General features: G+C 68.6%; 20 protein-coding genes. 13 read left to right on the top strand and 7 right to left on the bottom strand.

All coding sequences use genetic code 11. The features are described 5' to 3' along the window. Positions 1-3: 3 nt before the first annotated feature. From JNUCC0626_RS27620 to JNUCC0626_RS27590, 7 genes are all read left to right on the top strand, one after another. Positions 4-1,005 (top strand): C40 family peptidase, encoded by a 1,002-nt coding sequence (locus JNUCC0626_RS27620; protein ID WP_394613672.1) that lies wholly within the window; start codon positions 4-6, stop codon positions 1,003-1,005. Between the two features lie 18 nt (positions 1,006-1,023). Further along, positions 1,024-1,497 (top strand): hypothetical protein, encoded by a 474-nt coding sequence (locus JNUCC0626_RS27615; protein WP_285647514.1) that lies wholly within the window; start codon positions 1,024-1,026, stop codon positions 1,495-1,497. After that, the gene (locus tag JNUCC0626_RS27610; protein ID WP_394613671.1) at positions 1,494-1,700 is read left to right on the top strand and encodes a hypothetical protein; all 207 of its coding nucleotides are present in this window, start codon (positions 1,494-1,496) and stop codon (positions 1,698-1,700) included. Before JNUCC0626_RS27615 ends, JNUCC0626_RS27610 begins: the two co-directional genes overlap by 4 nt. Positions 1,701-1,800: 100 nt before the next feature. Then, a complete protein-coding gene (locus tag JNUCC0626_RS27605) occupies positions 1,801-3,195 on the top strand; it encodes an RNB domain-containing ribonuclease (protein ID WP_394622114.1) in 1,395 nt (464 codons plus the stop codon). A 654-nt stretch (positions 3,196-3,849) separates the two neighbouring features. Then, a complete protein-coding gene (npdG, locus tag JNUCC0626_RS27600; RefSeq protein ID WP_394613670.1) occupies positions 3,850-4,515 on the top strand; it encodes an NADPH-dependent F420 reductase in 666 nt (221 codons plus the stop codon). Next, complete coding sequence (locus JNUCC0626_RS27595) at positions 4,515-5,276, top strand: helical backbone metal receptor (RefSeq protein ID WP_394613669.1); 762 nt, start codon at positions 4,515-4,517, stop codon at positions 5,274-5,276. Before npdG ends, JNUCC0626_RS27595 begins: the two co-directional genes overlap by 1 nt. A gap of 50 nt (positions 5,277-5,326) precedes the next feature. After that, the gene (locus JNUCC0626_RS27590) at positions 5,327-5,752 is read left to right on the top strand and encodes an RICIN domain-containing protein (protein ID WP_394613668.1); all 426 of its coding nucleotides are present in this window, start codon (positions 5,327-5,329) and stop codon (positions 5,750-5,752) included. Here JNUCC0626_RS27590 and pip read toward each other — a convergent pair. Then, a complete protein-coding gene (gene pip / locus JNUCC0626_RS27585) occupies positions 5,749-6,690 on the bottom strand; it encodes a prolyl aminopeptidase (protein WP_394613667.1) in 942 nt (313 codons plus the stop codon). The genes JNUCC0626_RS27590 and pip overlap by 4 nt on opposite strands. An 18-nt stretch (positions 6,691-6,708) precedes the next feature. Between pip and JNUCC0626_RS27580 the strand changes: the two genes are divergently transcribed. Further along, positions 6,709-7,566, top strand: coding sequence for a glutathione S-transferase family protein (locus JNUCC0626_RS27580; RefSeq protein ID WP_394613666.1), 858 nt, complete (start codon positions 6,709-6,711; stop codon positions 7,564-7,566). 25 nt (positions 7,567-7,591) lie between these two features. On the opposite strand, the gene panB is transcribed toward JNUCC0626_RS27580, so the two are convergent. Beyond that, the gene (gene panB / locus JNUCC0626_RS27575) at positions 7,592-8,446 is read right to left on the bottom strand and encodes a 3-methyl-2-oxobutanoate hydroxymethyltransferase (RefSeq protein ID WP_394613665.1); all 855 of its coding nucleotides are present in this window, start codon (positions 8,444-8,446) and stop codon (positions 7,592-7,594) included. Positions 8,447-8,570: 124 nt separating this feature from the next. On the opposite strand from panB, the gene JNUCC0626_RS27570 reads away from it, so the two are divergent. Next, on the top strand, positions 8,571-8,933 hold the full coding sequence (locus JNUCC0626_RS27570) for a VOC family protein (protein WP_394613664.1): 363 nt from the start codon (positions 8,571-8,573) through the stop codon (positions 8,931-8,933). On the opposite strand, the gene JNUCC0626_RS27565 is transcribed toward JNUCC0626_RS27570, so the two are convergent. Next, positions 8,911-9,750, bottom strand: a complete 840-nt coding sequence (locus JNUCC0626_RS27565; protein ID WP_394613663.1) for an alpha/beta fold hydrolase — start codon at positions 9,748-9,750, stop codon at positions 8,911-8,913. The genes JNUCC0626_RS27570 and JNUCC0626_RS27565 overlap by 23 nt on opposite strands. Between JNUCC0626_RS27565 and lysX the strand changes: the two genes are divergently transcribed. Beyond that, a complete protein-coding gene (gene lysX, locus JNUCC0626_RS27560) occupies positions 9,712-13,014 on the top strand; it encodes a bifunctional lysylphosphatidylglycerol synthetase/lysine--tRNA ligase LysX (RefSeq protein WP_394613662.1) in 3,303 nt (1,100 codons plus the stop codon). The genes JNUCC0626_RS27565 and lysX overlap by 39 nt on opposite strands. Here lysX and JNUCC0626_RS27555 read toward each other — a convergent pair. Both JNUCC0626_RS27555 and JNUCC0626_RS27550 read right to left on the bottom strand, forming a co-directional pair. Next, positions 13,008-13,655 (bottom strand): response regulator, encoded by a 648-nt coding sequence (locus JNUCC0626_RS27555; RefSeq protein WP_394613661.1) that lies wholly within the window; start codon positions 13,653-13,655, stop codon positions 13,008-13,010. The two genes, lysX and JNUCC0626_RS27555, sit on opposite strands and share 7 nt — an antisense overlap. A 4-nt stretch (positions 13,656-13,659) precedes the next feature. Beyond that, entirely contained in the window at positions 13,660-14,850 is a 1,191-nt protein-coding gene (locus JNUCC0626_RS27550; RefSeq protein ID WP_394613660.1) for a sensor histidine kinase, read from the bottom strand. 475 nt (positions 14,851-15,325) lie between these two features. Between JNUCC0626_RS27550 and JNUCC0626_RS27545 the strand changes: the two genes are divergently transcribed. Then, positions 15,326-15,940: a hypothetical protein gene (locus tag JNUCC0626_RS27545; protein WP_394613659.1), complete on the top strand. Its 615-nt coding sequence runs from the start codon at positions 15,326-15,328 to the stop codon at positions 15,938-15,940. Here the strand turns inward: JNUCC0626_RS27545 and JNUCC0626_RS27540 are convergent. Beyond that, positions 15,915-17,627, bottom strand: coding sequence for an NAD+ synthase (locus JNUCC0626_RS27540; protein ID WP_394613658.1), 1,713 nt, complete (start codon positions 17,625-17,627; stop codon positions 15,915-15,917). The two genes, JNUCC0626_RS27545 and JNUCC0626_RS27540, sit on opposite strands and share 26 nt — an antisense overlap. 29 nt (positions 17,628-17,656) lie before the next feature. On the opposite strand from JNUCC0626_RS27540, the gene JNUCC0626_RS27535 reads away from it, so the two are divergent. Continuing rightward, the gene (locus JNUCC0626_RS27535; RefSeq protein ID WP_394613657.1) at positions 17,657-19,219 is read left to right on the top strand and encodes an alpha/beta hydrolase; all 1,563 of its coding nucleotides are present in this window, start codon (positions 17,657-17,659) and stop codon (positions 19,217-19,219) included. Continuing rightward, the gene (locus tag JNUCC0626_RS27530) at positions 19,219-20,742 is read left to right on the top strand and encodes an alpha/beta hydrolase (protein WP_394613656.1); all 1,524 of its coding nucleotides are present in this window, start codon (positions 19,219-19,221) and stop codon (positions 20,740-20,742) included. The genes JNUCC0626_RS27535 and JNUCC0626_RS27530 overlap by 1 nt, the downstream gene beginning before the upstream one ends. Here the strand turns inward: JNUCC0626_RS27530 and JNUCC0626_RS27525 are convergent. Then, a complete protein-coding gene (locus tag JNUCC0626_RS27525) occupies positions 20,697-22,274 on the bottom strand; it encodes an MFS transporter (RefSeq protein WP_394622113.1) in 1,578 nt (525 codons plus the stop codon). The genes JNUCC0626_RS27530 and JNUCC0626_RS27525 overlap by 46 nt on opposite strands. Positions 22,275-22,317: the final 43 nt, after the last annotated feature.

Below are 22,317 nucleotides of genomic sequence, written 5' to 3'. Positions count from 1 at the left end.
GCCATGCGCCTCATGTTGCTGCTCGGAGCCATCGGCGCGATCATCGTGGTCGTCGTCGCGACCTCGGGCGTCACGCAGGTCGTGAGCAACTCCACGAACCCCGCCGTGGGCGCGAACTTCCAGCGGATGAGCTGCAACGCCGCCATCGGCCCGTGGGACGCGGGCGGCGGCGATAGGGGCCGCCACGACGCGTCGCGCCTCAACGACGAACAGCGCAACATCGTCGCGCGCATCATCTCCATCGGCCAGGAACGCAAGCTGCCGCCGCTCGCGTGGCAGATCGCGATCCAGGCGGGCATGACCGAGTCGGGCCTGCGCCCGTTGAACTACGGCGACCGCGACTCGCTCGGCATCTTCCAGATGAGACCGTCGATGGGCTGGGGCACGCCGGCCGAGGTGATCGACCCGACGTACGCGATCAACAAGTTCTACGACGTGCTGCTGAAGGTGCCGGACTGGGAGAACAAGCGTCCCGGTGACTCGGCCCAGGCCGTCGAGCGGTCGGCGTTCCCGGACCGCTACCACAACTGGGAGGCCATGGCCGCCTTCCTGCTGAGCGAACTGGGCGAGATCGCCGACCCGGCGGGCTGCGGCGCGGGCGCGGGCGAGTTCCTGCTGGCCTCGAACGCGGCGGGCATCGCCATCGAGTTCACCAAGCAGCAGCTGGGCGAGCCGTACCTGTGGGGCGGCAACGGCCCGGACGCGTGGGACTGCTCCGGCATCCTGGTGAAGGCGTTCGGAGCGGCGGGCGTGCAGATCCCGCGCGTCGCGAACGACCAGTACGAGAAGGGCGGCGCTCACCTGCCGGTGCGCGAGGCCCAGGCAGGCGACCTGATCTTCTGGGCGACCGACACGTCGAACCCGCGCACGGTGCACCACGTGGCCATGTACCTCGGCGGAGACGAGTACATCCACGCACCTCAAACGGGTGATGTCGTGAAGATCAGCAAGCTCAACTGGGACTATTACGAGTTGATGCCGCTGGCCGTCCGGCCGGGCGTGTAGATCGCGGGGAGGCGCTGCATGTTCAACCACGACCCCATCCCGAGGCCTTCCGGACCACCCGCGTCGAGCACACCAGTGCGTGACTACACGGCGGCCGGAGCACCGGGAGTCTCGTCCGACTACGTGGTGATCCCACGAGCACTGGCCGAGGCCATGCCGTTGCCGTGGCAGCAGCACCTCGTGCACCTGCTCGCGGACTTCCACCGCACGTACGGGCACCTCAAGTGGCCGGTCTACCGCGTGGTGCCGTCCCGCTACGAGAAGCTGGCCGACCTCGACGAGGAACAGCTGGCCGAAGTCGGCGCGATCATGGAGATCGACTCCGACGGTTCTCTCGTCTACCGTGACCGCTCCGGCCGCAAGATCGAGAACGCCGAGGACCGCACGGTGCTGGTCTCGTGTTTGGATCCGATCCCGTCGGAGTACGCCAACGCCAACCAGTCGACGCCGCCGCGGGGATTCCCGGCGCCTTTGGGAGGCGAACGCGTATGAGTGACAGCGAGAGCGACACGAGCGGGTGGTACTTCTGCCTGACCCACCAGACGGTGGAGCACGGCAAGGGGTGCCGGGGCGGGGACCGGATGGGCCCCTACCCGGACGAGGCCACCGCGGCCAGGGCCCTGGAGATCGCCAGGGAGAAGACCCGCAAGGCCGACGAGTCCGACAAGAAGTGGCGCGGCGACGACGAGGACTAGTTCCTCCGTCTCGGCTTTGCCCGGCTTTGCTCGGTTTTGCTTGGCGAGGCGGCGGCGAGGAGCAGATCTCGCCTCCTAATCTGTGCGGGTGGCTACCCAGGTGATCCGCACGGGCCGTGCCGAGGTGTCCTTCGACAACCTGCGCACTGAATTCAGCCTGCCGTCCGCCTTCCCGGCAGACGTCCTGGCCGAAGCGGAGGAAGCGGTCTCCCGTCCACCGGGAGACCGCGAGGACCTCACGTCGATCCCGCTGGTGACGATCGACCCACCGGGCGCCAAAGACCTCGACCAGGCTCTCTGCGTAACCCAGGAGGGCGACGGCTTCGTCGTCCACTACGCCATCGCCGACCTGGGCCTCTTCGTCACCCCGGGCGGCGCGCTGGACACCGAGGTCCGCCGCCGGGGCCAGACCATCTACCTCCCGGACGGCAACGTCCCGCTGCACCCGACGACCCTCTCCGAAGGCGCGGCCTCACTACTCCCGAACGTGACCCGCCCGGCCGTCCTCTGGACCTTCACCTGCGACGCGAGGGGCCTCCCGACCAACGTCCAGGTCCGCCGAGCCCTGGTCCGCTCCCGAGCCCAGTTCGACTACGCCGAGGTCCAGGCCTCCTTCGACGCGGGCAACCCCCACCCGTCCGTAGCGGCCCTGGCGTCCTTCGGCCCCCTGCGCCGCGCCTACGCCGTAACCCGCGGCGCCATCGAACTCCAACTCCCGGAACAGGAAATCGAACACGACGGCTCCGGCTGGAAGCTGGTGGCCCGCCCCCGAGCCGACGTCGACTCCTGGAACGCCGAGATCTCCCTGATGACCGGCATGGCCGCAGCAGAAATCATGCTGTCCGCCAAGGTGGGCGTCCTCCGCACCCTCCCGAACCCGGACGCCGAGGCCGTGAAGGCCCTCCGCAAGTCAGCCGCCGCCCTCCACGTGAAGTGGCCCGCGTCCCAAACCCCAGGCGCCTTCCTGGCGGGCCTGGACCCCACGACCCCCGAAGCCCTGGCCCTCTTCACCGACGCCACCCGCCTGCTCCGAGGCGCGGGCTACGTAACCTTCAACGGCTCGACCCCCGACCTGACCACCCACGCAGGCGTAGCGGCCCCGTACACCCACGTCACGGCCCCACTCCGCCGCCTGGTGGACCGCTTCGCCACCGAAGTCTGCCTGGCCGTCACCGCAGGAGACCCCCTCCCGACGTGGCTGTCCGAAGCCCTCCCGGAACTCCCGTCACTCATGGGTTCCTCGGACTCCCTCGCCTCGAAGGTGGACCGAGCAGCCACCGACCAGGTCGAAGCCTGGGTGCTGGCGGACAGGGTGGGCCAGGAGTTCGACGCGGCCGTCCTCCGGTCCGGCGACAACGAGGCCGAGGTCTTCGTGACCGAACCTCCGGTCCTCGCCAAGTGCACGGGCAAGCGCCTGCCGGAAGGCGAGCGCATCACGGTGCGCCTGGCCGAGGCCGACGCCGCCAATCGCAAGGTGCGCTTCGAACGGGCGTGACCGTCCCGCAGAGAGCACGAGGCCACAGAACACGGCACGAGGCCACGGAGCGCAGGGCTGCGGAGCGCAGGGCGCCCGAGTGTGGAGTCGTGGAGCGACAGGTTGCGGAGAGTTGGGCAGCCAAGAGCTAGGTGACCAATGGCTTGAGGAGAACGAAGCCGAAGGCGAGTCCAAACGAGCGCAAGCATCGCGATGGCGCAGCCGAGCCCACCCAAGACCCAACGGCAATGCCGCAGGCGAGGCGTCCTTGAGTTTCTTGGCTCAACGCGCACCCGAGCTACGCAATGCCGAAGGCGAGCCGTCCCTCTCAGGCCACACGTGCAGCGCGTGAGGTGACGTACGCACCCAACTCGGCCACGCACCAACGAGATTGGGGCTTGACTTTGGGTGCGAGGTGCTACCACTAGTGGCTCGGCCGGGCGCTTTTCAGCCCGGCCTTTCCGGTCCGACCAGCGCCTCGCAAGGGCCCCGACGTCAAGCCCCAATCTCTATCGTCGCGAAGCGGCGATGACGCAACCCGTCCCGTCTCAAGTCTTTGCACCCAACGCAACCACCACCCCGAGGCGACCGAACCGCAGCCCCAACGCAAGCTGGCCCCCACCCCCAACCCAAGGTCACAACCCCTCCCACCCACCGACGTGTGAAGATGCAGGGGTGACAGACATCAAGGACCTCACAGTCGGCGTCCTAGGCGGCACCGGAGCCCAGGGCAAGGGCCTGGCCATCCGCTGGGCCAAGGCGGGCCTCAAGGTGATCATCGGCTCCCGCAGCGCCGACCGAGCCGAACTGGCTGCCAAGGAGATCGTGGACGCGGCCGGCGGTGACGTCCGAGGCGCCGACAACTCCAACTGCGCCGCAGACTCGGACATCGTCCTGATCGCGGTCCCCTGGGACGGCCACGGCGACCTCCTCACCAGCCTGCGCGACCAGCTGGCGGGCAAGATCGTCATCGACTGCGTCAACCCGCTCGGCTTCGACAAGCAGGGCCCGTTCGCCCTGCCCGTCACCGAGGGCAGCGCCGCCCAGCAGGCCGAGCTGCTGCTGCCGGAGTCCAAGGTCACGGCCGCGTTCCACCACGTCTCCGCCGTCCTGCTCGCCGACCTCACGGTGTCCGAAGTGGACATGGACGTCCTGGTCCTGGGCGACGACCGCGAGGCCACCGACACCGTGCGCGAGCTGGCCGAGTTGGTGCCGGGCTTCCGCGGCGTCTACGGCGGCCGCCTGCGCAACGCCCACCAGGTCGAGGCGTTCACCGCCAACCTGATCGCGGTCAACCGCCGCTACAAGACGCACGCCGGCCTGAAGATCACGGGAGTCTGATGCTCCCCGCCGACGACCTCGGTGAGCCGGTCCCGCTGGACCAGCCGAACAAAGTGGTCAGCCTGGTCCCTTCGATCACCGAGGCCGTCGCGCGCTCAGTTCCCGCAGCGCTCATCGGCGCGACGGACTACTGCACTCACCCGGAAGACCTGGACGTCCGGAGAATCGGCGGCTCGAAGTACCCGGACGTCGACAAGGTGATGCAACTCCAGCCGGACCTGGTCATCGCGAACTCCGAGGAGAACCGCCCGGAGGATGTGGAACGCCTGCGTGCCAACGGCATCAACGTCTGGGTGACCGAGGCCCCGAAGACGGTCCCGATGGCCTTGGACTCCCTGAAGAGACTCTTCAACCTGGCCTGGGACCTGACCCCGGACTGGCTCACCGAAGCCGAAAGCCTCTGGCAGGAAACCAAACCCACCAAACTCACCGCGCTGATCCCCGTCTGGCGCAGGCCGTGGGTGGTCGTGGGCAGGGACACGTTCGCCACCGACGTGCTGCGCAGGCTGGGCATCGAGAACGTCTACGCCGCGGACGAAGAACGCTACCCGCGCCCGTCCCTCGAAGCCCTCAACGACAAGAAGCCCGACCTGGTCATCCTCCCCGACGAGCCGTACGTCTTCACCCACGACGACGGCCCGGAGAGCTTCCCGGGCCTGCCGTACGCGCTCGTCAACGGCAGGCACCTCACCTGGTACGGGCCTTCGCTCGTGGAAGCAAGAGCTGGTCTCGGCAAGGCACTCGACTACGGCCAGGGTTGACAACCGCAGGGGGATTCGCCGAACCCGAACCGCTGCCAGGATTCGGCCCCATGGGGAAACTAGCCGCGATCATCGCGACAGCCGCCGCCACGATCACCCTCACCGCCGTCCCGGCCAGCGCCGAGCCGGTCGTCGTCTACCAACTGGCGGGCACCAACCGGTGCCTGGCCGACACCGGCAGTGACGTGATCCTCAAGCTCTGCAACGAGGTCTCGAACGACCAGCGCTGGATCGTCCCGATCAGCGGCGGTGTCGACTGGCCGCACAACATGGCCACCGACAAGTGCCTCACCGCCACCACCGCGGGCGACGTCCGAGGCCAAGCCTGCACTGCAAGCGGAACCCAACGGTGGCGCCGCATCGCCACCGGCACGTCGTTCCAGTTCCGCAACGTCGGCACCAACAAGTGCCTCACAGCCCAGGTGACGGTGGCGACCTGCACGACCGCCACCGCCAAGTGGAACGGCCTGCGCTAGGAGCGGAACCGATCCGTCGCCTCCAGCAACGCCGCCAGGATGCCGGGCTCGTCGTAAGCGTGCCCGGCATCAGGCACCAGCACCAGCGACGACTCCGGCCACGCCCGGTGGAGATCCCACGCGGACACCGCCGGCGTGGCCATGTCGTACCGCCCCTGCACGATCACGCCGGGAATGTCCTTCAAGCGAGACGCATCCCGGATCAGCTGTCCCTCCTCGAGCCACCCGCCGTGCACGAAGTAGTGGTTCTCGATCCGTGCGAACGCCAGCGCATAAGAAGGTTCGGCGAACTCGGCCACCAAAGAAGGCCGCGGCAACAACGTCACCGTCGCCCCTTCCCAGGTGCTCCAGGCGACAGCCGCCGGACCGTGCACGGCAGGATCAGGATCGGCGAGCAACCGCGCGTACAACTCCACGGGATCCCCGGACAGCCCGGCCAGTGGCGCCATGAACTTCTCCCACAGATCGGGGAAGAGCTGAGCCGCCCCGCCGCGGTAGTACCAGTCCACTTCGGACGAACGCAGCGTGAAGATACCGCGCAGCACCAACTCCGGCACCCGCGACGGATGCGTCTCGGCATAGGCCAGCGCCAACGTCGAACCCCACGAACCGCCGAACACCTGCCACCGCTCGATCCCCAGCGACGAGCGCAGCAGCTCCATGTCGGCAACCAGGTGCCAGGTCGTGTTCAGCGAAAGATCGTCCGATGCGGACGCGTGCGGCAACGACCGGCCGCACCCGCGCTGGTCGAACAGGACGATCCGGTAGGCGGACGGGTCGAACAGCCGCCGGTGCGACGGCGAACAACCACCGCCGGGCCCGCCGTGCAGGAAGACCACGGGCTTGCCGGACGGGTTGCCGCACTCCTCCCAGTACACGAGGTTGCCGTCGCCGGTGTCCAGGTGGCCTGACGCGTGAGGCTCGATCTCCGGGTACATGGGCCTATGGTCGACCACATGGCGCAGTTCTCGCAGGAGACCTCCACCACGGGGGCGTTCGTCCGGCAGCCCAACCGCTTCACCGCGCGCCCGGAGCCGGAACCGGGCCGCTACCGGCTGGTCGTCAGCCTCGCCTGCCCGTGGGCGCACCGCGCGGTCATCGTCCGCAAGCTGCTGAACCTCGAGGACGACATCTCGCTCGCCGTCGTCGATCCCATCCGCGACGAGAAGGGCTGGCGGTTCGAGGAAACCGATCCGGTCCTGCACCTCGACCACCTCAAACAGGCCTACGACAACGCCGACCCGGGTTACGAGGGCCGGGTCACCGTCCCGGCGCTGATCGACACCACCACGAACCAGGTCGTCACCAACGACTACCCGCAGCTCACCCTGGACTTCAGCCTCAAGTGGCGCCCGGACAGCACCCTCTACCCCGAACACCTGCGAGCCGACATCGACGCGTGGATCGAGCCGATCTTCCACAACGTCAACAACGGCGTCTACAAGGCGGGTTTCGCCACGTCACAGGAGGCCTACGAGGAGGCGTACACGACCCTCTTCCGAGAACTCGACCGCATCGAAGCCCACCTCTCGACCCGCACCCACCTGGTGAACGACCAGCTCACCGAGGCCGACATCCGGCTGTGGACCACGCTGGTCAGGTTCGACGCGGTCTACCACGGCCACTTCAAGTGCAACCGGAACAAGCTCATCGAGATGCCGAACCTGTGGCGGTACGCGAAACGCCTCTACGCGCAGTTCGCAGACACGGTGAACTGGGACCACATCAAGCGCCACTACTACGTGACGCACCACGGCATCAATCCGACGGGCATCGTGCCCGCGGGCCCAGACCCGGAGGCCTGGACCCGCTAGCCGCACGAACAAGCCGCACGAACGATCAGTGGAAGGTGTGCTCCGGACCGGGGAACTGCTGCCCGCGCACCTCGTTGGCGAACTCCTGGGCGGCACCCAGCATGGTGTTGCCGATGTCCGCGTAGCGCTTCACGAACCGGGGCGCCTTGCCGCGGTTCAGGCCCATCATGTCCTGCCACACCAGCACCTGGGCGTCGGTGTCCGGCCCGGCGCCGATGCCCACGGTCGGGATGACGAGGTCGTGCGTGATCTGCTTCGCGACCTCGGCGGTCACCATCTCCAGCACGACCGCGAACGCTCCGGCCTCCTGGACGGCGATCGCGTCCTGCACCACGACGTCGTGGTTGTCGTGCCGGCCCTGCACGCGGTAGCCGCCGAGCTGGTGCTCCGACTGCGGGGTGAAGCCGATGTGCGCCATGACCGGGATGCCCGCGGCGGTGATCGCGCGGATGTGCGGCGCGAAGTAGGCGCCACCCTCCAGCTTGACCGCGTGCGCCTGGCCTTCCTTCATGAACCGGACCGCCGTCGCGACGGCCTGCTCGACGGACACCTGGTAGGAGCCGAACGGCAGGTCAGCGACCACGAGAGAGCGCTTGACCGAACGCGTCACGGCCCGTACGAGCGGAATGAGCTCATCGACCGTCACGGGCAGAGACGTGTCGTTGCCGAACACGGTGTTCGAGGCGGAGTCACCGACCAGCAGGACGGGGATGCCGGCCTCGTCGAAGATCGAGGCGCTGAAGGTGTCGTACGAGGTGAGCATGGGCCACGCCTCGCCGCGTTCCTTCATCTCCCGCAGGTGGTGGACGCGAACGCGCTTGGCCGGGGGCTTCTGGCCCGCTCCGGACCCGTACGGCGCGGAAACTTCGGCAGTGGTCATCGTCGACCGTTCCTTTCCTCGAGGCCCGCAAGCGGGTCCCCGGGCGCTTTGGTGCACGGTTGCCGAACACCAGAGTGGCACCGTTGGCCAGAAACGGAACAGGGATGCGGCTACCGTCACACGCGTGGCAGCGCGAATCACTGAACTGGTGCTGGACTGCACCGATCCCGAACGCCTCGCGGGTTTCTGGGCCGAGGTTCTGGGGTACGAGGTGCTCGATCGGGACGAGGTGTCGGTCGAGATCGGAGAGCTCGACGGCCGCACGACCCTGCTCTTCCTGCGCAACCCCGACCGCAAGCTGCAGAAGCTCCGCCTGCACATCGACGTCAGGGCCACCGACCGCACGCAGGACGAGGAGCTCGAACGACTCCTCGCGCTCGGCGCCACCAGGGTCGACATCGGCCAGGCCGAGGACGCGAGCTGGTACACGCTCGCCGACCCCGAAGGCAACGAGTTCTGCCTGCTCAGCGGTCGGGCAGACCCCTGAGCACCTCCCGGACGGCCATGACCACGGCGTCCGGCCGGTCCATCTGGATCATGTGACGGCTGCCGGGCACCGGCACGTTGCGTCCCCACGGCACGAGGGCCGCCAACGACCGGTGTTCCGGCCACACCTTGCGTCCGGCCGTGAGCACCAACCACGGCACACGGGGCAACGGCCGCCGCGCGCGCAACCGTTCGAGCGTCGCCACCTGACCGGGGTAAGACGCGAGCTCCCACAGCGCCGCCCGCCCGACGCCAGGCCGTCGGTAGACGAGTTCGACCAGGTCAGAGGGTGCGGGATCGGTCATCCCGAGCGTCGAGACCGCCGTCAGCCAGTTGCGGAACGAGTGCCCGTACCGCTGGGTGATCCGCGCGCCGAGCCAGCGGCTGCCGAGCGCCCGCACGCCCTGCGCGACCACCGCCGACACGTCGAACGGGGCTCCCGCGCCCGGCGTCTCCGCGTCCGGGTCGAGCAGGACCACCCCGTCGACCCGGTGCGGCCGCAGCCGGGCGTAGGCCTCGACGTGCATCGACGCCATCGAGTGCCCGACCAGGATCGCCCGCGGCACCCCGCGCAGCACGGCGTCGAGCACCGCCACCTCGCGCGCCAGCGACGGCCCGCGCCGGGCAGGACCGCTCAGGCCGAGCCCCGGCCGGTCGAACACGATCACCCGAGCGTGTGGTGCGAGCAGCCGCACGGTCCGGTCCCAGTCGAACCAGGCCCCGCCCAGGCCTGAGCTGAGCACCACGACCGGACCGTCGACACGCCCGGAGGTCGCGACATGCACCCGTCCGGCAGAAGACGGAATCATGGCGGTCATCGGCAGACCTCGGGAGTTGAAGTGGCACCGGCGTGGAAGTGGAAGACCGCGGGCGCGATCGCGACGATCGTGCAACTGGCCGGGGTGTTGTCGCTGCTCAGAGTGATTCTGCCGGAGGACAGCTGGTTCACCGACGTCGCGGACGGCATCGGGTACTTCTTCGGCCTGCCGATCGACGGCAACCTGTTCATCGCCATGGTGTTCTTCGTGCTCGGCGCCGCCCTGCGCAGGCACAAGCGAGCGGCGCTGTGGACGCTGCTGCTGTTCCAGGTCATGGGCCTGCTGCTGGTCGGCTTCATCATGGTCATCTTGGCCCTGGCACCTGAAGAAGTCCTGGACGACGGCGAGAAGCCGCACTGGGTGTTTCTCGGCATCGGGGTCGCGACGTCGTTGGTGCTGGTGACGCTGCTGTTCGTGGTGCGCGAGGCGTTCCCCGCCCGGCTGGCCCGCGGCGCGTGGCGGCAAGCGCTTGCGTCGTTCGTGCTGGGCATGATCGCCCTGGTGCTGGTGGGCTGGGGTCTCACCGAGATCTTCCCCGGCAAGCTCGTCGCGCAGACCGACAAGCTCGCGTGGGCGGCGAACCAGGCCACGGGTGAGGTCGTCCGGCTGGGACGGCTGGACATCCCCGAAGGTCCGCAGTGGCTGAGCGTCGTGCTGGGTCTGCTCGGCGCGCTGGTCGCGATCCGCGCGATGTACCTGTTCTTCCGGGGTGTCCGCAGCCAGAGCATGATCAGCGGCGACCAGGAGCTCGACGTGCGCCGCCTGCTCGCGGCCGACGGCGAACCCGATTCGCTGGGCTACTTCGCGACCCGGCGCGACAAGAGCGTGGTGTTCGCGGCCTCGGGCCGGGCCGCGCTGACGTACCGGGTGATCGGCGGTGTCACGCTGGCCTCGGCCGACCCGATCGGTGACGAGGAGCACTGGCCGGAGGCGGTGCTGGCGTGGCTTTCCGAAGCGCGCACCTACGGCTGGATGCCGGGTGTGCTCGGTGCCTCCGAACGCGGTGCGCAGGTCTACTCCGACGCGGGGCTGAAGGCGTTGGAGATCGGTGACGAGGCGATCCTGGACGTCCGCCGGTTCGTGCTGGCCGGTCCGGAACGCAAGGGACTGCGCCAGGCGGTGTCGCGCGTCGAACGGGCCGGGTACACCACCCGCGTCCGCCGCCACAGCGAGATCGCGCCCGACGAGATGGCGTCCATTCTGGACCTGGCCGAGGCCTGGCGCGGTGCAGAGACCGAGCGCGGGTTCTCGATGGCGTTGGGGCGCTTGGGAGATCCGAGCGACGGCCGCTGCGTGATGGTCGAGGCCTACGACGCGTCGGGTGCGTTGCGCGGGCTCCTGTCGTTCGTGCCGTGGGGCCGTCGTGGTGTGTCGCTGGACCTGATGCGCCGTGATCGTGCGGCGGAGAACGGCCTCAACGAGTACATGGTCGCCCAGCTCGCTGCCGCCGCCGGACACCTTGGCGTGCAACGGATCTCGTTGAACTTCGCGATGTTCCGCGCGGTGTTCGAGGAGGGCGAGAAGATCGGCGCCGGGCCGGTGCTGCGGGCGTGGCGGCGGGTGTTGTCGCTGGCGTCGCGGTTCTTCCAGCTCGAGTCGCTCTACCGCTCGAACGCCAAGTACCTGCCGGAGTGGGAGCCGCGTTTCCTCTGCTACCAGCGTTCGCGGTCGTTGCCGCGGGTCAGCATCGCGGCCGGTGTGGCCGAGGGGTTCGTGCCGTCGCTGCGGTCGTTGCGCAAGCGGGCGTTGCAGAAGACGGACGTGAGCGACGAGTTCGCGGCGCGCGTGGCCGAGATCGACGCGCTGCGCGTCGAACCGAAGACCGTGCGCCGCCCGGAGCAGGTGCGGGTGCGGATCGCGAAGGTCGAACGGCTGGTGGCGTCCGGCGTCGACCCGTACCCGGTGGGCTTCGAACGCTCGGATCTCCTTGCGGGAGCCCGGGAACGCTTCGGCGAGGAGGTCTCAGTCACCGGGCGCGTGGTGGCGTTGCGGGAGATGGGCAAGCTCTGCTTCGCGCGGGTGCGCGACTTCAGCGGTGAGATCCAGCTGATGCTGTCGGTGGACTCGCTGGGCGACGCGCTGACGTCCTGGAAGTCCGACGTCGACCTGGGGGACCACGTCGGCGTGACGGGCCGGGTGATCAAGTCCGACCACGGCGAGATCTCCGTGCGGGTGGAGTCGTGGTCGATGACCGCGAAGTGCCTGCATCCGTTGCCGGACAAGCGGAAGGGCTTCACCGACCCGGAGGCCCGGGTCCGCCAGCGCTACCTCGACCTGGTGGTGAACGCCGACTCCGCGCACCTGCTGAAGCTGCGCAGCGACGTCATCCGCAGCGTGCGCGAGTTCCTGCACGCGCAGGAGTACCTCGAAGTCGAGACGCCGATGCTTCAGGCCGTGCACGGCGGCGCGAACGCACGGCCGTTCGTCACCCACATCAACGCCTACGACATGCGCATGTACCTGCGGATCGCGCCGGAGCTGTACCTGAAACGGCTGTGCGTCGCGGGCGTCGACCGGGTGTTCGAGCTGAACCGCAACTTCCGCAACGAGGGCGCGGACGCGACGCACAACCCCGAGTTCACGATGCTGGAGGCCTACCAGTCCTACGCGGACTACCGGGTCATGCTCGACCTGGTGCGCACGTTGATCCAGCACGCGGCGCGGGAGGCGTTCGGCACCGAGGTCGCACATCGGCCGGAGGGCACGTTCGACATCTCGGGGGAGTGGCCGGTGATTCCGGTCTACACGGCGGTTTCCTCGGCGTTGGGGGTGGAGGTCACGCCTTCGACCTCGGTGCCGGAGCTGCGTTCGTTGCTGGCGGCGCGGGGTGTGGAGATCAACGAGGACTGGGACCACGGGCAGCTCGTGCAGGAGGCCTACGACTCGTTCGTCGAGGCGTCCACCGTCGGCCCGACCTTCTACATCGACTTCCCGACGTCGGTGTCACCGCTGACCCGGCAGCACCGCGTCGATCCGCGGCTCGCCGAACGCTGGGACCTGGTGGCGTTCGGCGCGGAGATCGGCACCGCCTACTCGGAGCTGACCGACCCGCTGGAGCAGCGGCGACGGCTGGAGGCGCAGTCCTTGAAGGCCGCGTCGGGTGACGTCGAGGCGATGGAACTGGACGAGGACTTCCTGCGCGCGTTGGAGCACGGCATGCCGCCGACGGGCGGGCTCGGCATGGGCGTCGACCGGTTGCTGATGATGCTGACCGGCACGTCGATCCGGCAGACCGTGCTCTTCCCCTTCGTCCGGCCTCAGTGATCGAGGTACGCGAGGACGGCCTGGACCCTGCGGTCTCCTGAGCCGTCCTCGGTGTTGAGGCCGAGCTTCAGGAACACGTTGCCGATGTGCTTGTGCACGGCTCCGGCGCTGAGGACGAGCTGCTCGCCGATGGCGGCGTTCGACAGTCCCTGCGCCATCAGGCCGAGGACCTCACGTTCGCGCGGCGAGAGGATGCTGAGCGCGTCGTCCGCCTTGCGGCGCACCAGGAGTTGCGACACGACCTCGGGGTCCAGCGCCGTGCCGCCGTTCGCGACGCGGTGCAACGAGTCGAGGAAGTCCGCGACCTTGCCGACCCGTTCCTTGAGCAGGTACCCGACGCCACCGCTCGTGCCGGCCAGCAGTTCGTGCGCGTAGCTCTGCTCGACCCAGGCTGACAGGACCAGCACGGCCAGCTCGGGGTGCCTGCGTCGGGCCTCGACCGCGGCTTTCAGACCTTCGTCCGTGAACGTCGGAGGCATCCGCACGTCGACCACGGCGATGTCCGGCTCGTGCTCGGCCACGGCCTTCAACAGGTCGTCCGGGTTGTCGGTGGCCGCGACGACGTCGAGACCTTCGTTGCGCAACAACAACGTCAGCCCCTCACGAAGCAACGCGTCGTCTTCCGCGATCACGATCCGCATCGCCTTACCTCCCCACCGGCAGCACGACCGTGAGCACCGTGGGCCCACCTTCAGGACTGGTGACCTCCGCGTTGCCGTCCAACGCCGCCACCCTGCCGCGAATGCCGTCCAACCCCGTCCCCTGCTTCTCGTCCGCCCCACCCTTGCCGTCGTCGTGGACGATGACGGTGAGCTGCTCCTTGATGATGTTCAGGCTGACCCAGGCCCGCTGCGCCCCGCTGTGCTTGGCCACGTTGGTGAGGGCTTCCGCCACCGCGAAGTACGCCGCCGCCTCCACCGCCGCGGGCAACCGCCCGAGCGGCTCGGCCGTGAGCACGCACGGCACCGGGCATCGCGCGGCCAGCGCCTGGATCGCGCCGTCCAGGCCCAGATCATCCAACACCGGCGGGTGGATGCTGCGCACCACGTTCCTCAGTTCTTCCAGCGCGTCGCCTGCCGCGTCCTGCGCTCTGAGGAGGGCCTGTACGGCGTTGTCCGGGTTCTGCTTGAGGGTGCGTTCGGCGATGCCGAGCATCATGACCACGCCTACCAGCTTGTTCTGCGTGCCGTCGTGCAGGTTTCGTTCGATGCGCCTGAGTTCTGCGCCGTGGGCCTGCAGGGCTGCGGCGCGGGTGGCGACCACCTCGGCGAGGCGCTTCTCCAGCGACGCCTTGGGCGCCGCCAGCATCCTGGCCGCGAGGGTGGCGTCGAAGGTGGCGAGCCTCGGCAGCTGCGTGACGATCAACCCCAGCACGATCGCGACGGGGATGCTCAGCAGCGCCATGCCCCAGGAGTCGACGAAGATGCCGAACGAGTTCTCGAACCCACCCGGAACCGTCCACCAGAGCAACAACACGAACGGCTGCTGGACCAGCGCGCCCGGCACACCGATCGCGATCGAGCCCAGCAGGGTCCCGACCAGGGCGTGCGTGATCAGCCACAGGCCGTCCCGCCGGCTGTGCGGATCGGCCAGCACGCCTTGGGCGCGGTGCAGCCACGGGCCGTCGAGCGGGGGCGGCGAGGCGAGTTCGACTCCGGTCAGGCGGGCCACTCGTCGTCGGTCGAAGTCCACGATGCGACGGATATGCGGCGCGGTGATGGGGAGCAACGGGAGGACGACGACGGACAGCAGCAGCACGCCGATGGCCAGCCACGACGCTATGGCCGTCAGCAGACCGGTCGCCAGGTAGACCAGTGCTGCCCAGATCCGTTTCATGTGGAGAAACGTAGCTGGCCAGGGTTGGTGTGCGCGGTGGAGCAGGCTCTACTCCTGTTTGCGGGTTGGTTCCTGTTGGGGCGGGGTTGGTTGCGTTCTGTTGGGCGGGCTGCGGTTGCGAGGGTGGTCCAGCAGGTCGTGACGAATGAAGTGGGTTGCGATTGGGGCTTGACCTTGAGCCTCTAGCTGGATGCTGATCGGCCTCAAAAGCCGGGGTTGAAAGCGCCCGGCCGGGCTGTCATGTTGGCATCCAGCCCCTCAAGGTCAAGCCCCAATCGCCATGAACGGCGTAACCGGCTGGCCAACCTGGCATCAGCCCGTTCGGGCTCGCTTCGCTTCGCCACGCCAGGATTCGTAGGTGGTGGGCTTACGTCTGTGGCTGTCCGGTTGGCACCGCGCGCCGGGCCAAGACGGTGGTCACCTTGCGTTGGCGACTGCGGTTGGGTTCGCGTGACGTGCAGCAGAATCTGGTCCTGTGCCCCTCAGCTACCTGGCCCGGTACTTCGTCACCACGCACGGCCACCGCGTCGACGTCCCGCCGCTCGACCGAGAACGGTGGCGGGCAGCAGGCATGAGCGAGTCCGTGATCGACCGGGCGGCGGAGCACCACGAACGGTGGGGCGGCCTCGTCCTGCCACCGTCCCTCGCCTACGACGGCGGACCGCGCTGCTTTGCCGCCGATCTGCCGACCGGCGCGGACGGTGCGGACAGATTCGACGCGGGCCACTCCCGCAGCGCCCTGCCCTACACCTTCGACATCGGACCGGACGGCGAGTTCGGGCTCGGCTGCGGCAAGTTCACCGCCCTGCACGAGTCGGTCGAGGGCTGGATCGAGTCCCTCGCCCTCGCCTACTACGCCACCGTCGAGGCCGAGAAGATCAGCAAGATGGACGAGCCGGATCTGGACGGCTTCGAGCCGGTCGAGGAGGTGCGCGGCGTCGCCGACTCCTGGTGGCAAGCCGGTACGACGCTCATCGCGACGCACGGCGGGCTGGCCGACTACTACGACCAGCCCGAAGGCAAGTACGCCCGCGTCTACGAGGGCATCTCCGCGAGTGGAGTGCTCAGCCTTCGCGCCAGCCGTTCGTGATCGGCAGGCGGCGGTCGCGGCCGAAGGCCTTGTTCGAGATCTTCGTGCCCGGCGGGTACTGGCGGCGCTTGTACTCGGCCTTGTCGACCATCCGCAGCACCCGGTCCACGAGCTCGGGTGCGTGCCCGGCGGCGATCAAGGAGTCGTAGCCCTTGTCGTCGTGGACGTAGTCGTCGAGCAGGGCGTCGAGGACCTCGTAGTCCGGCAGCGAGTCGGTGTCGACCTGGCCGGGGCGGAGTTCGGCCGACGGCGGCTTGACGATCGAGTTCTCCGGGATCGGCGGGGTTTCGCCGCGCTTCTCGGCCTCGGCGTTGCGCCAGCGGGCCAGGTCCCAGACCAGGGTCTTCAGCACGTCCTTGATCGGGGCGTAGCCGCCCACCGCGTCGCCGTAGATCGTCGAGTAGCCGACGGCGAGTTCGGACTTGTTGCCCGTCGCGAGGACGAGGTGGCCGTCCTGGTTCGACAACGCCATCAACAGCATGCCTCTGCAGCGGGCCTGGATGTTCTCCTCGGCCAGGCCCGACAGCTTCAGCTGCGAGACGTAGACGGAGACCATCTCGCCGATCGGCTCGGTGGTGAAGTGCAGGCCGGTGCGCGCGGCCATGTCCGAGGCGTCTGAGCGGGAGTGTTCGGACGAGTAGGAGGACGGCATCGAGACGCCGTAGACCGCGTCGGCGCCAAGAGCGTCCACGGCCAGAGAGGCGACCACGGCCGAGTCGATGCCACCGGAGAGGCCGAGCACCACGGAGCGGAAGCCGTTCTTGTGCACGTAGTCGCGCAGGCCCGTCACGAGGGCGTGCCACACCTCTGCCTCGTCGGACAGCGGTTCGAAGACGCGCGGCGCGGGCAGCGGCTCGTACGCGGGGGAAGCGTCTGACAGGAACACGCGGCGCACGTAGAAGTCGCCGATCTGGCCCTGCTCGCAGTCCCGGTCGCCGGGGACGTCGAAGTCGGCGAACATCAGGTGCTCGACGAACTGCGGTGCGCGGCCGACCAGGCGGCCCTCGGCGGAGACGACGAGGGAGTCGCCGTCGAAGACGAGTTCGTCCTGGCCGCCGACCAGGTTGCAGTAGGCGAGGGGCGCGCCGGCCTCGGCGGCGCGGCGGGCGACGAGAGGCAACCGGAGGTCGTCCTTGTTGCGCTCGTACGGGGAGGCGTTCGGGGACACGATGACGTCGACGCCCGCGTCACCGAGTGCGGTGATCGGGCCGCCGTCCTGCCACAGGTCCTCGCAGATCACCATGCCGACCTCGACGCCGTTGACGCGCACGACGTCGAGCGACGAGCCGGGCTTGAAGTAGCGCCGTTCGTCGAACACGCCGTAGTTCGGCAGGTGGTGCTTGCACTGCCGGGCGACGACACGGCCGCCGTGCAGCACGGCGGCGGCGTTGCGCGGGCCCACCGAGTCGTGTTCGAGGTAGCCGACGACCGCAGCCACGGAACCGAGGCCCGCGTCGTCCAGCGTGCGCGCGAGTTCCTCGAGCTTCTCGGCGGACGCGCGGGCGAACGACGTGCGGATCGCGAGGTCCTCGACCGGGTAACCGGTCAGCACCATCTCGGGGAACACGACGAGGTGCGCGCCGCCCTCACGGGCCTTGCGCGTCCAGTCCACGACCAGCGAAGCGTTGCCCCGGAGATCGCCGACAGTGGCGTTGACCTGGGCGAGCGCGATCCGAAGCTGCGGCATGCCCTCATCATCTCCCATACCATCGGGCTGTGGTCCGTCTCTTGAGCGTGTTGCTCGTCATTCCGCTGCTCGCGTCCTGCACGACGATCATCGAAGGGACGTCCAAGCCCGGCGTGAGCTTCGAGAAGTCAGGCCCGGCCGGCACGGTGCCCGCCGGTCTGGAGGAGTTCTACGGCCAGAAGCTGGGCTGGGAGAACTGCGCGCCTTATGCCACGACCGGTTCCAGCAGGGACGCGTTCGGCACCAAGCGCGACGTCGAGTGCACACGCCTGAGGGTCCCCCTCGACTACAGCAAGCCGACGGGCGACACGATCTCGATCGGCGTGCTCAGGTACAAGGCCACCGGGCAGAAGATCGGCTCGTTGCTCACCAACCCCGGCGGGCCCGGCGCGTCCGGCATGGCGTCGGCCGCGGGCATGATCACCGAGTACCGCAAGACCGAGCTCGCGGAGAAGTTCGATCTCATCGGATTCGACCCGCGGGGCATCGGCGCGAGCGAACCGGCCGTCCAGTGCCTCACCGGACCGGAGCGCGACGCGGAGCGTTTGGACCTCGACACGGACACGAGTCCGGCCGGAATCGCCCAAACGGAGCAAGAGAACAAGGCATATGCCGAGAAGTGTGCCGCCGGGACAAAATTCGGGGCAGCAATGCTCGCCAACTTGGGCACGCGGGACGTAGTTAAGGACATGGATGTCCTCCGCTCTGCGCTCGGCGACGCGAAGCTGAGCTACGTCGGGTACTCGTACGGCACCCGCATAGGCACCGAGTACGCCGAGACCTTCCCCCAGAACGTGCGCGCGCTCGTCCTCGACGGAGCCGTCGACCCGACCCAGGACCAGCTCGCGTCGCTGGTCGCCCAGGCGGCCGGCTTCCAGAAGGCGTTCGACGAGTTCGTCAAGTGGTGCCGAGAGAAGAAAGACTGCCCCCTGGCCGATGACGCCAACGCGAGCTTCCGGCAGCTCACGACCCCGTTGATCCAGAAGCCGGTGAACGTCGGCGACCGCAAGCTGTCGTACAACGACGCCATCACCGCCGCGATCCAGGCGATGTACTCCGAGCAGCTCTGGCCGATCCTGCTCAGCGGCCTGATCGAGCTCAAGAACGGCAAGGGCACGACACTGCTGCGCCTCGCCGACGCGTACTTCGACCGCGACGAGCAGGGCCAGTACTCGACCATCACCGACGCGTTCAACGCCGTGCACTGCGTTGACGACGCACGGCTGACGGACAAGAACGCGCTGTTGGAGACCGCGAAGAAGTACAAGGAGGCGGCGCCGTTCCTCGACGACGGCAACCCCGCCGGTGCGGCTCTCGACTCGTGCGCCTTCTGGCCCGCCCCGGTGACCGCCCGCACCGGCCCGCCCAAGGCCGACGGCATCCCGCCGCTGCTCGTCATCTCCACCACGGGCGACCCGGCGACGCCGTACGAGGCCGGCGTGAACCTGGCCAAAGCGCTCAACTCGCGGCTGCTCACGTTCGAGGGCGTGCAGCACACGGTCTTCCTGCAGGGCGACCGGTGCGTGGACACCGCGGGCGTGAAGTACCTGATCGACCAGACGTTGCCCGCTGACGGAACCCGGTGCGCCTAATGACGAAGAGGCGATCCCGAGTCACCGCGGCCTTGTTCGCCTTGATCGTTGTGCTCACCACGTCCACGTCCTACGCGCACATCGACGGCAGCCCCGTCGCCGGGCGCAAGGGCATCGAGCGCTTCTACGCGCAGGTGTTGTCGTGGGGCGCGTGCCAGCCCTACGCGACCGATGCGAAGAGCAAGGGCCTGTACGAGCGCGAGGGCATCCAATGCTCGCGGTTGCAGGTCCCGCTCGACTACGAGAAGCCGGACGCGGGCACGATCACGGTCGGACTGCTGCGCCGTCCCGCCACCGAGAAGGACCGGCGCGTCGGTTCCCTCGTGCTCAACCCCGGCGGACCGGGCGGTTCCGGCATGTCGCACGTCGCGAACATGCAGCCGAACAACCCGGTCGGCAAGAGGTTCGACGTCGTGGGCTTCGACCCGCGCGGCGTCGGGGCGAGCCAGCCCCGCGTCCAGTGCCTGACCGACGCCGAACGGGACGCGCAACGGTTGCGGCCCAAGGGTGAGAGCGCGAACCAGACCGAACAGGAGAACAAGTTCTTCGTCGAGCGCTGCGCCGAACGCAGTGGCATCGACCTGCTGCGCAACGTCGGCACGCGCGATGTCGTGCGTGACGTCGACGTGCTGCGCGCGGCGTTGGGGGAGAAGAAGCTGAGCTACCTCGGCTACTCCTACGGCACGCGCATCGGCACGTTGTACGCCGAGATGTTCCCTCGCAACGTACGCGCGATGGTGCTCGACGGCGCGGTGGAGGCCAACGCCGACAAGGTGGCCGCGTCCGCCCGTCAGGCTCAGGGCTTCGAGGAGTCGTTCCAGCGCTTCGCCGGCTGGTGCGCCCAGCGCGACTGTCCTATCGGGAGGGACACGAGCACGGCGGAGTCCAAGTTCCGCCAGCTGATCGAGCCGCTCAAGAAGAACCCGATGCAGGTCGGCGACCGCAAGCTGTCCCACTCCGACGCGAACACCGCGATCATCCAGGCGATGTACACGGACCGGTTGTGGGAGACGGCGTTCAAGGGCCTGCAGGAGCTGAAGCAGAACAAGGGCACCACGTTGCTCCAGCTCGCGGACCAGTACCTCGGCCGCGCCCAGGACGGCAGCTACAGCCGCATCCAGGACGCGTTCGTCGCCATCCGGTGCGTCGACGAACCGCCGATCAAGGACCGCGCCACCCTGGAGTCCAACCGTCGGAGGCTGTTGGAACTCCTCGGCAACGACACGGTGCCCACCGACGAGACGGCGCTCGGCCCGTGCGCGTTCTGGCCCGCCCCGCACACGTCCGAACCGCACGCGCCGAACGTGCAGGGCCTGCCCCAGGTGCTGGTCGTCTCGACGACCGGTGACCCGGCGACGCCCTACCAGTCCGGCGTGGACCTCTCCCGCGCACTTGGCGCGCGATTGCTGACGTACAACGGCAACCAGCACACGGCGTTCCTCGCGGGCATCAACTGCGTGGACACCGTGGGCACGAACTACCTGGCGGACTTGAGGCTGCCGGAAACGGACGCCGTCTGCTGAGTCTTCCCGGGCAGGAGGATCGATCCCAGCGCGCCGACAGCGCAAATCACCGCCGTGATCAGGAAGATCTCGTGGTACTCGGTGAGCAGCGCGTCGGTGAGCCCGCGCTGGTACTCGGCCATCTGCCGTTCGAACTCGGCCTTCTCCACGCCGAACGGCAGCGGTGTGTTCAGGTCTGCCGTGAGCTCGCGGAAGCGGTGCAGTCCCCACGCGGACAACGCCGCCACACCGACGAGCATGCCCGTCATGCGCGCGACGACGACGAACGCCGACGCCACGCCGTGCCGCACTGACGGGACGACACGCAGCACAGCACCGCTCAACGGCGCGATGACCAGGCCCAGCCCGAACCCGGCGATGGCCAGGTCACGCGTGAGAACGAGCCCACTGACGTCAGCGGGCCACTGCGCGATGAACACGTACGACACCGACGCCATCGCCAGGCCGCCGAACGACACCCAGCGGTCGCCCACCCGGGACGCCAGGAACCCGCCGAGCACGGCACCGATCGGCAACGCGATCAGGAACCGCGTCAGCAGCGTCGCCGACGAGGCCGAGTCCCGCCGCAACACGGTCTGCGCGAACAACTCCACGTCGACCAGCGTCACCATCAACGCCGCACCGGCCGCCAAGGACACCCCGAGCACGGCCCAGAACGGCCGCCACTGCACGCCCTCGGGATCGATGAGCCGCACGGACGCACGGCGTTCCCACAAGAAGAAGGCACCCAACACGACGAAAGCCGCCACGAGCGTCGGCCAGCCCCACGACGGCAGCACGGACTCAGCGGGCGTCGGGTTGTAGAGCGCCACCACCAACAACGACAACGCCGCGGCCAGCAACACACCACCGACGACGTCGATGCGCACCTCGCGCCGTGTGTTCGGCACGGTCCGTTGCACGATCACCATCGCGATGACCGCCAACGGAATGTTGATCCAGAAGATCCACCGCCAGCTCTGCGGCTCCCAGCCCTCGAACAACGGCATGGCGTTGAACAGCGACGCCACCCCGATGCCGTAGAGCGTGCCGAGCACCGACCCGAGCTCCTGAGCAGCACCGACGGTCCCCAACGCGGACGACCGCCGATGCTCCTCCCACAGGTCCGCGACCAGTGCCATCGTCACGGGCAGAAGCGCGCCACCAGCGAGTCCTTGCACCACGCGCCCAAGAACGAGCAACGGCACGTCAGCCGCCAACGCCGTGATGACCGAGCCCACCAGGAACCCGAGCAACGACACCTGGAGCACGAACCGCCGCCCCAACCGGTCCGACAGCTGCCCGAGCAACGGCATGCCCGCCACGTACCCGAGCAGGTAGCCGGTGACGATCGGCGTCGCCTGCTCCAGCTGGTTCACCGCGATGCCCAGGTCACGCACCATGTCCGTGAGGACCCCGACGACGACGTACGCGTCGAGGGCCCCCAGCAGCACAGCCGCGCCGGACGCGGCGAGAGCGACTCGTCTCATGTAGTCCCTGTCCTGTAAGTCTCGTCGGGCGACAGTAGCGGCCGAGGGACTCGGAGACGGCACCGCCGCAGAGCCCGGATACGCCCGGTATGAGGGCACCGCGGCG

This window comes from Lentzea sp. JNUCC 0626 (genome assembly GCF_043632865.1).
Lineage (GTDB): Bacteria > Actinomycetota > Actinomycetes > Mycobacteriales > Pseudonocardiaceae > Lentzea.
Note: the sequence above shows the minus strand (reverse complement) of the source record. Positions and strands in the feature narration are given on the sequence as shown.

Bases quoted from the DNA above. Each gene is read 5' to 3' on its own strand.
- JNUCC0626_RS27540 (WP_394613658.1), bottom strand. From the start codon at position 17,627: ATGCCGCAGCTTCGGATCGCGCTCGCCCAGGTCAACGCCACTGTCGGC.
- JNUCC0626_RS27530 (WP_394613656.1), top strand. From the start codon at position 19,219: ATGACGAAGAGGCGATCCCGAGTCACCGCGGCCTTGTTCGCCTTGATC.
- JNUCC0626_RS27620 (WP_394613672.1), top strand. From the start codon at position 4: ATGCGCCTCATGTTGCTGCTCGGAGCCATCGGCGCGATCATCGTGGTC.
- JNUCC0626_RS27590 (WP_394613668.1), top strand. From the start codon at position 5,327: ATGGGGAAACTAGCCGCGATCATCGCGACAGCCGCCGCCACGATCACC.
- pip (WP_394613667.1), bottom strand. From the start codon at position 6,690: ATGTACCCGGAGATCGAGCCTCACGCGTCAGGCCACCTGGACACCGGC.
- JNUCC0626_RS27555 (WP_394613661.1), bottom strand. From the start codon at position 13,655: ATGCGGATCGTGATCGCGGAAGACGACGCGTTGCTTCGTGAGGGGCTG.
- JNUCC0626_RS27550 (WP_394613660.1), bottom strand. From the start codon at position 14,850: ATGAAACGGATCTGGGCAGCACTGGTCTACCTGGCGACCGGTCTGCTG.
- JNUCC0626_RS27610 (WP_394613671.1), top strand. From the start codon at position 1,494: ATGAGTGACAGCGAGAGCGACACGAGCGGGTGGTACTTCTGCCTGACC.
- JNUCC0626_RS27595 (WP_394613669.1), top strand. From the start codon at position 4,515: ATGCTCCCCGCCGACGACCTCGGTGAGCCGGTCCCGCTGGACCAGCCG.
- JNUCC0626_RS27565 (WP_394613663.1), bottom strand. From the start codon at position 9,750: ATGACCGCCATGATTCCGTCTTCTGCCGGACGGGTGCATGTCGCGACC.
- panB (WP_394613665.1), bottom strand. From the start codon at position 8,446: ATGACCACTGCCGAAGTTTCCGCGCCGTACGGGTCCGGAGCGGGCCAG.
- JNUCC0626_RS27580 (WP_394613666.1), top strand. From the start codon at position 6,709: ATGGCGCAGTTCTCGCAGGAGACCTCCACCACGGGGGCGTTCGTCCGG.
- lysX (WP_394613662.1), top strand. From the start codon at position 9,712: ATGCACCCGTCCGGCAGAAGACGGAATCATGGCGGTCATCGGCAGACC.
- JNUCC0626_RS27615 (WP_285647514.1), top strand. From the start codon at position 1,024: ATGTTCAACCACGACCCCATCCCGAGGCCTTCCGGACCACCCGCGTCG.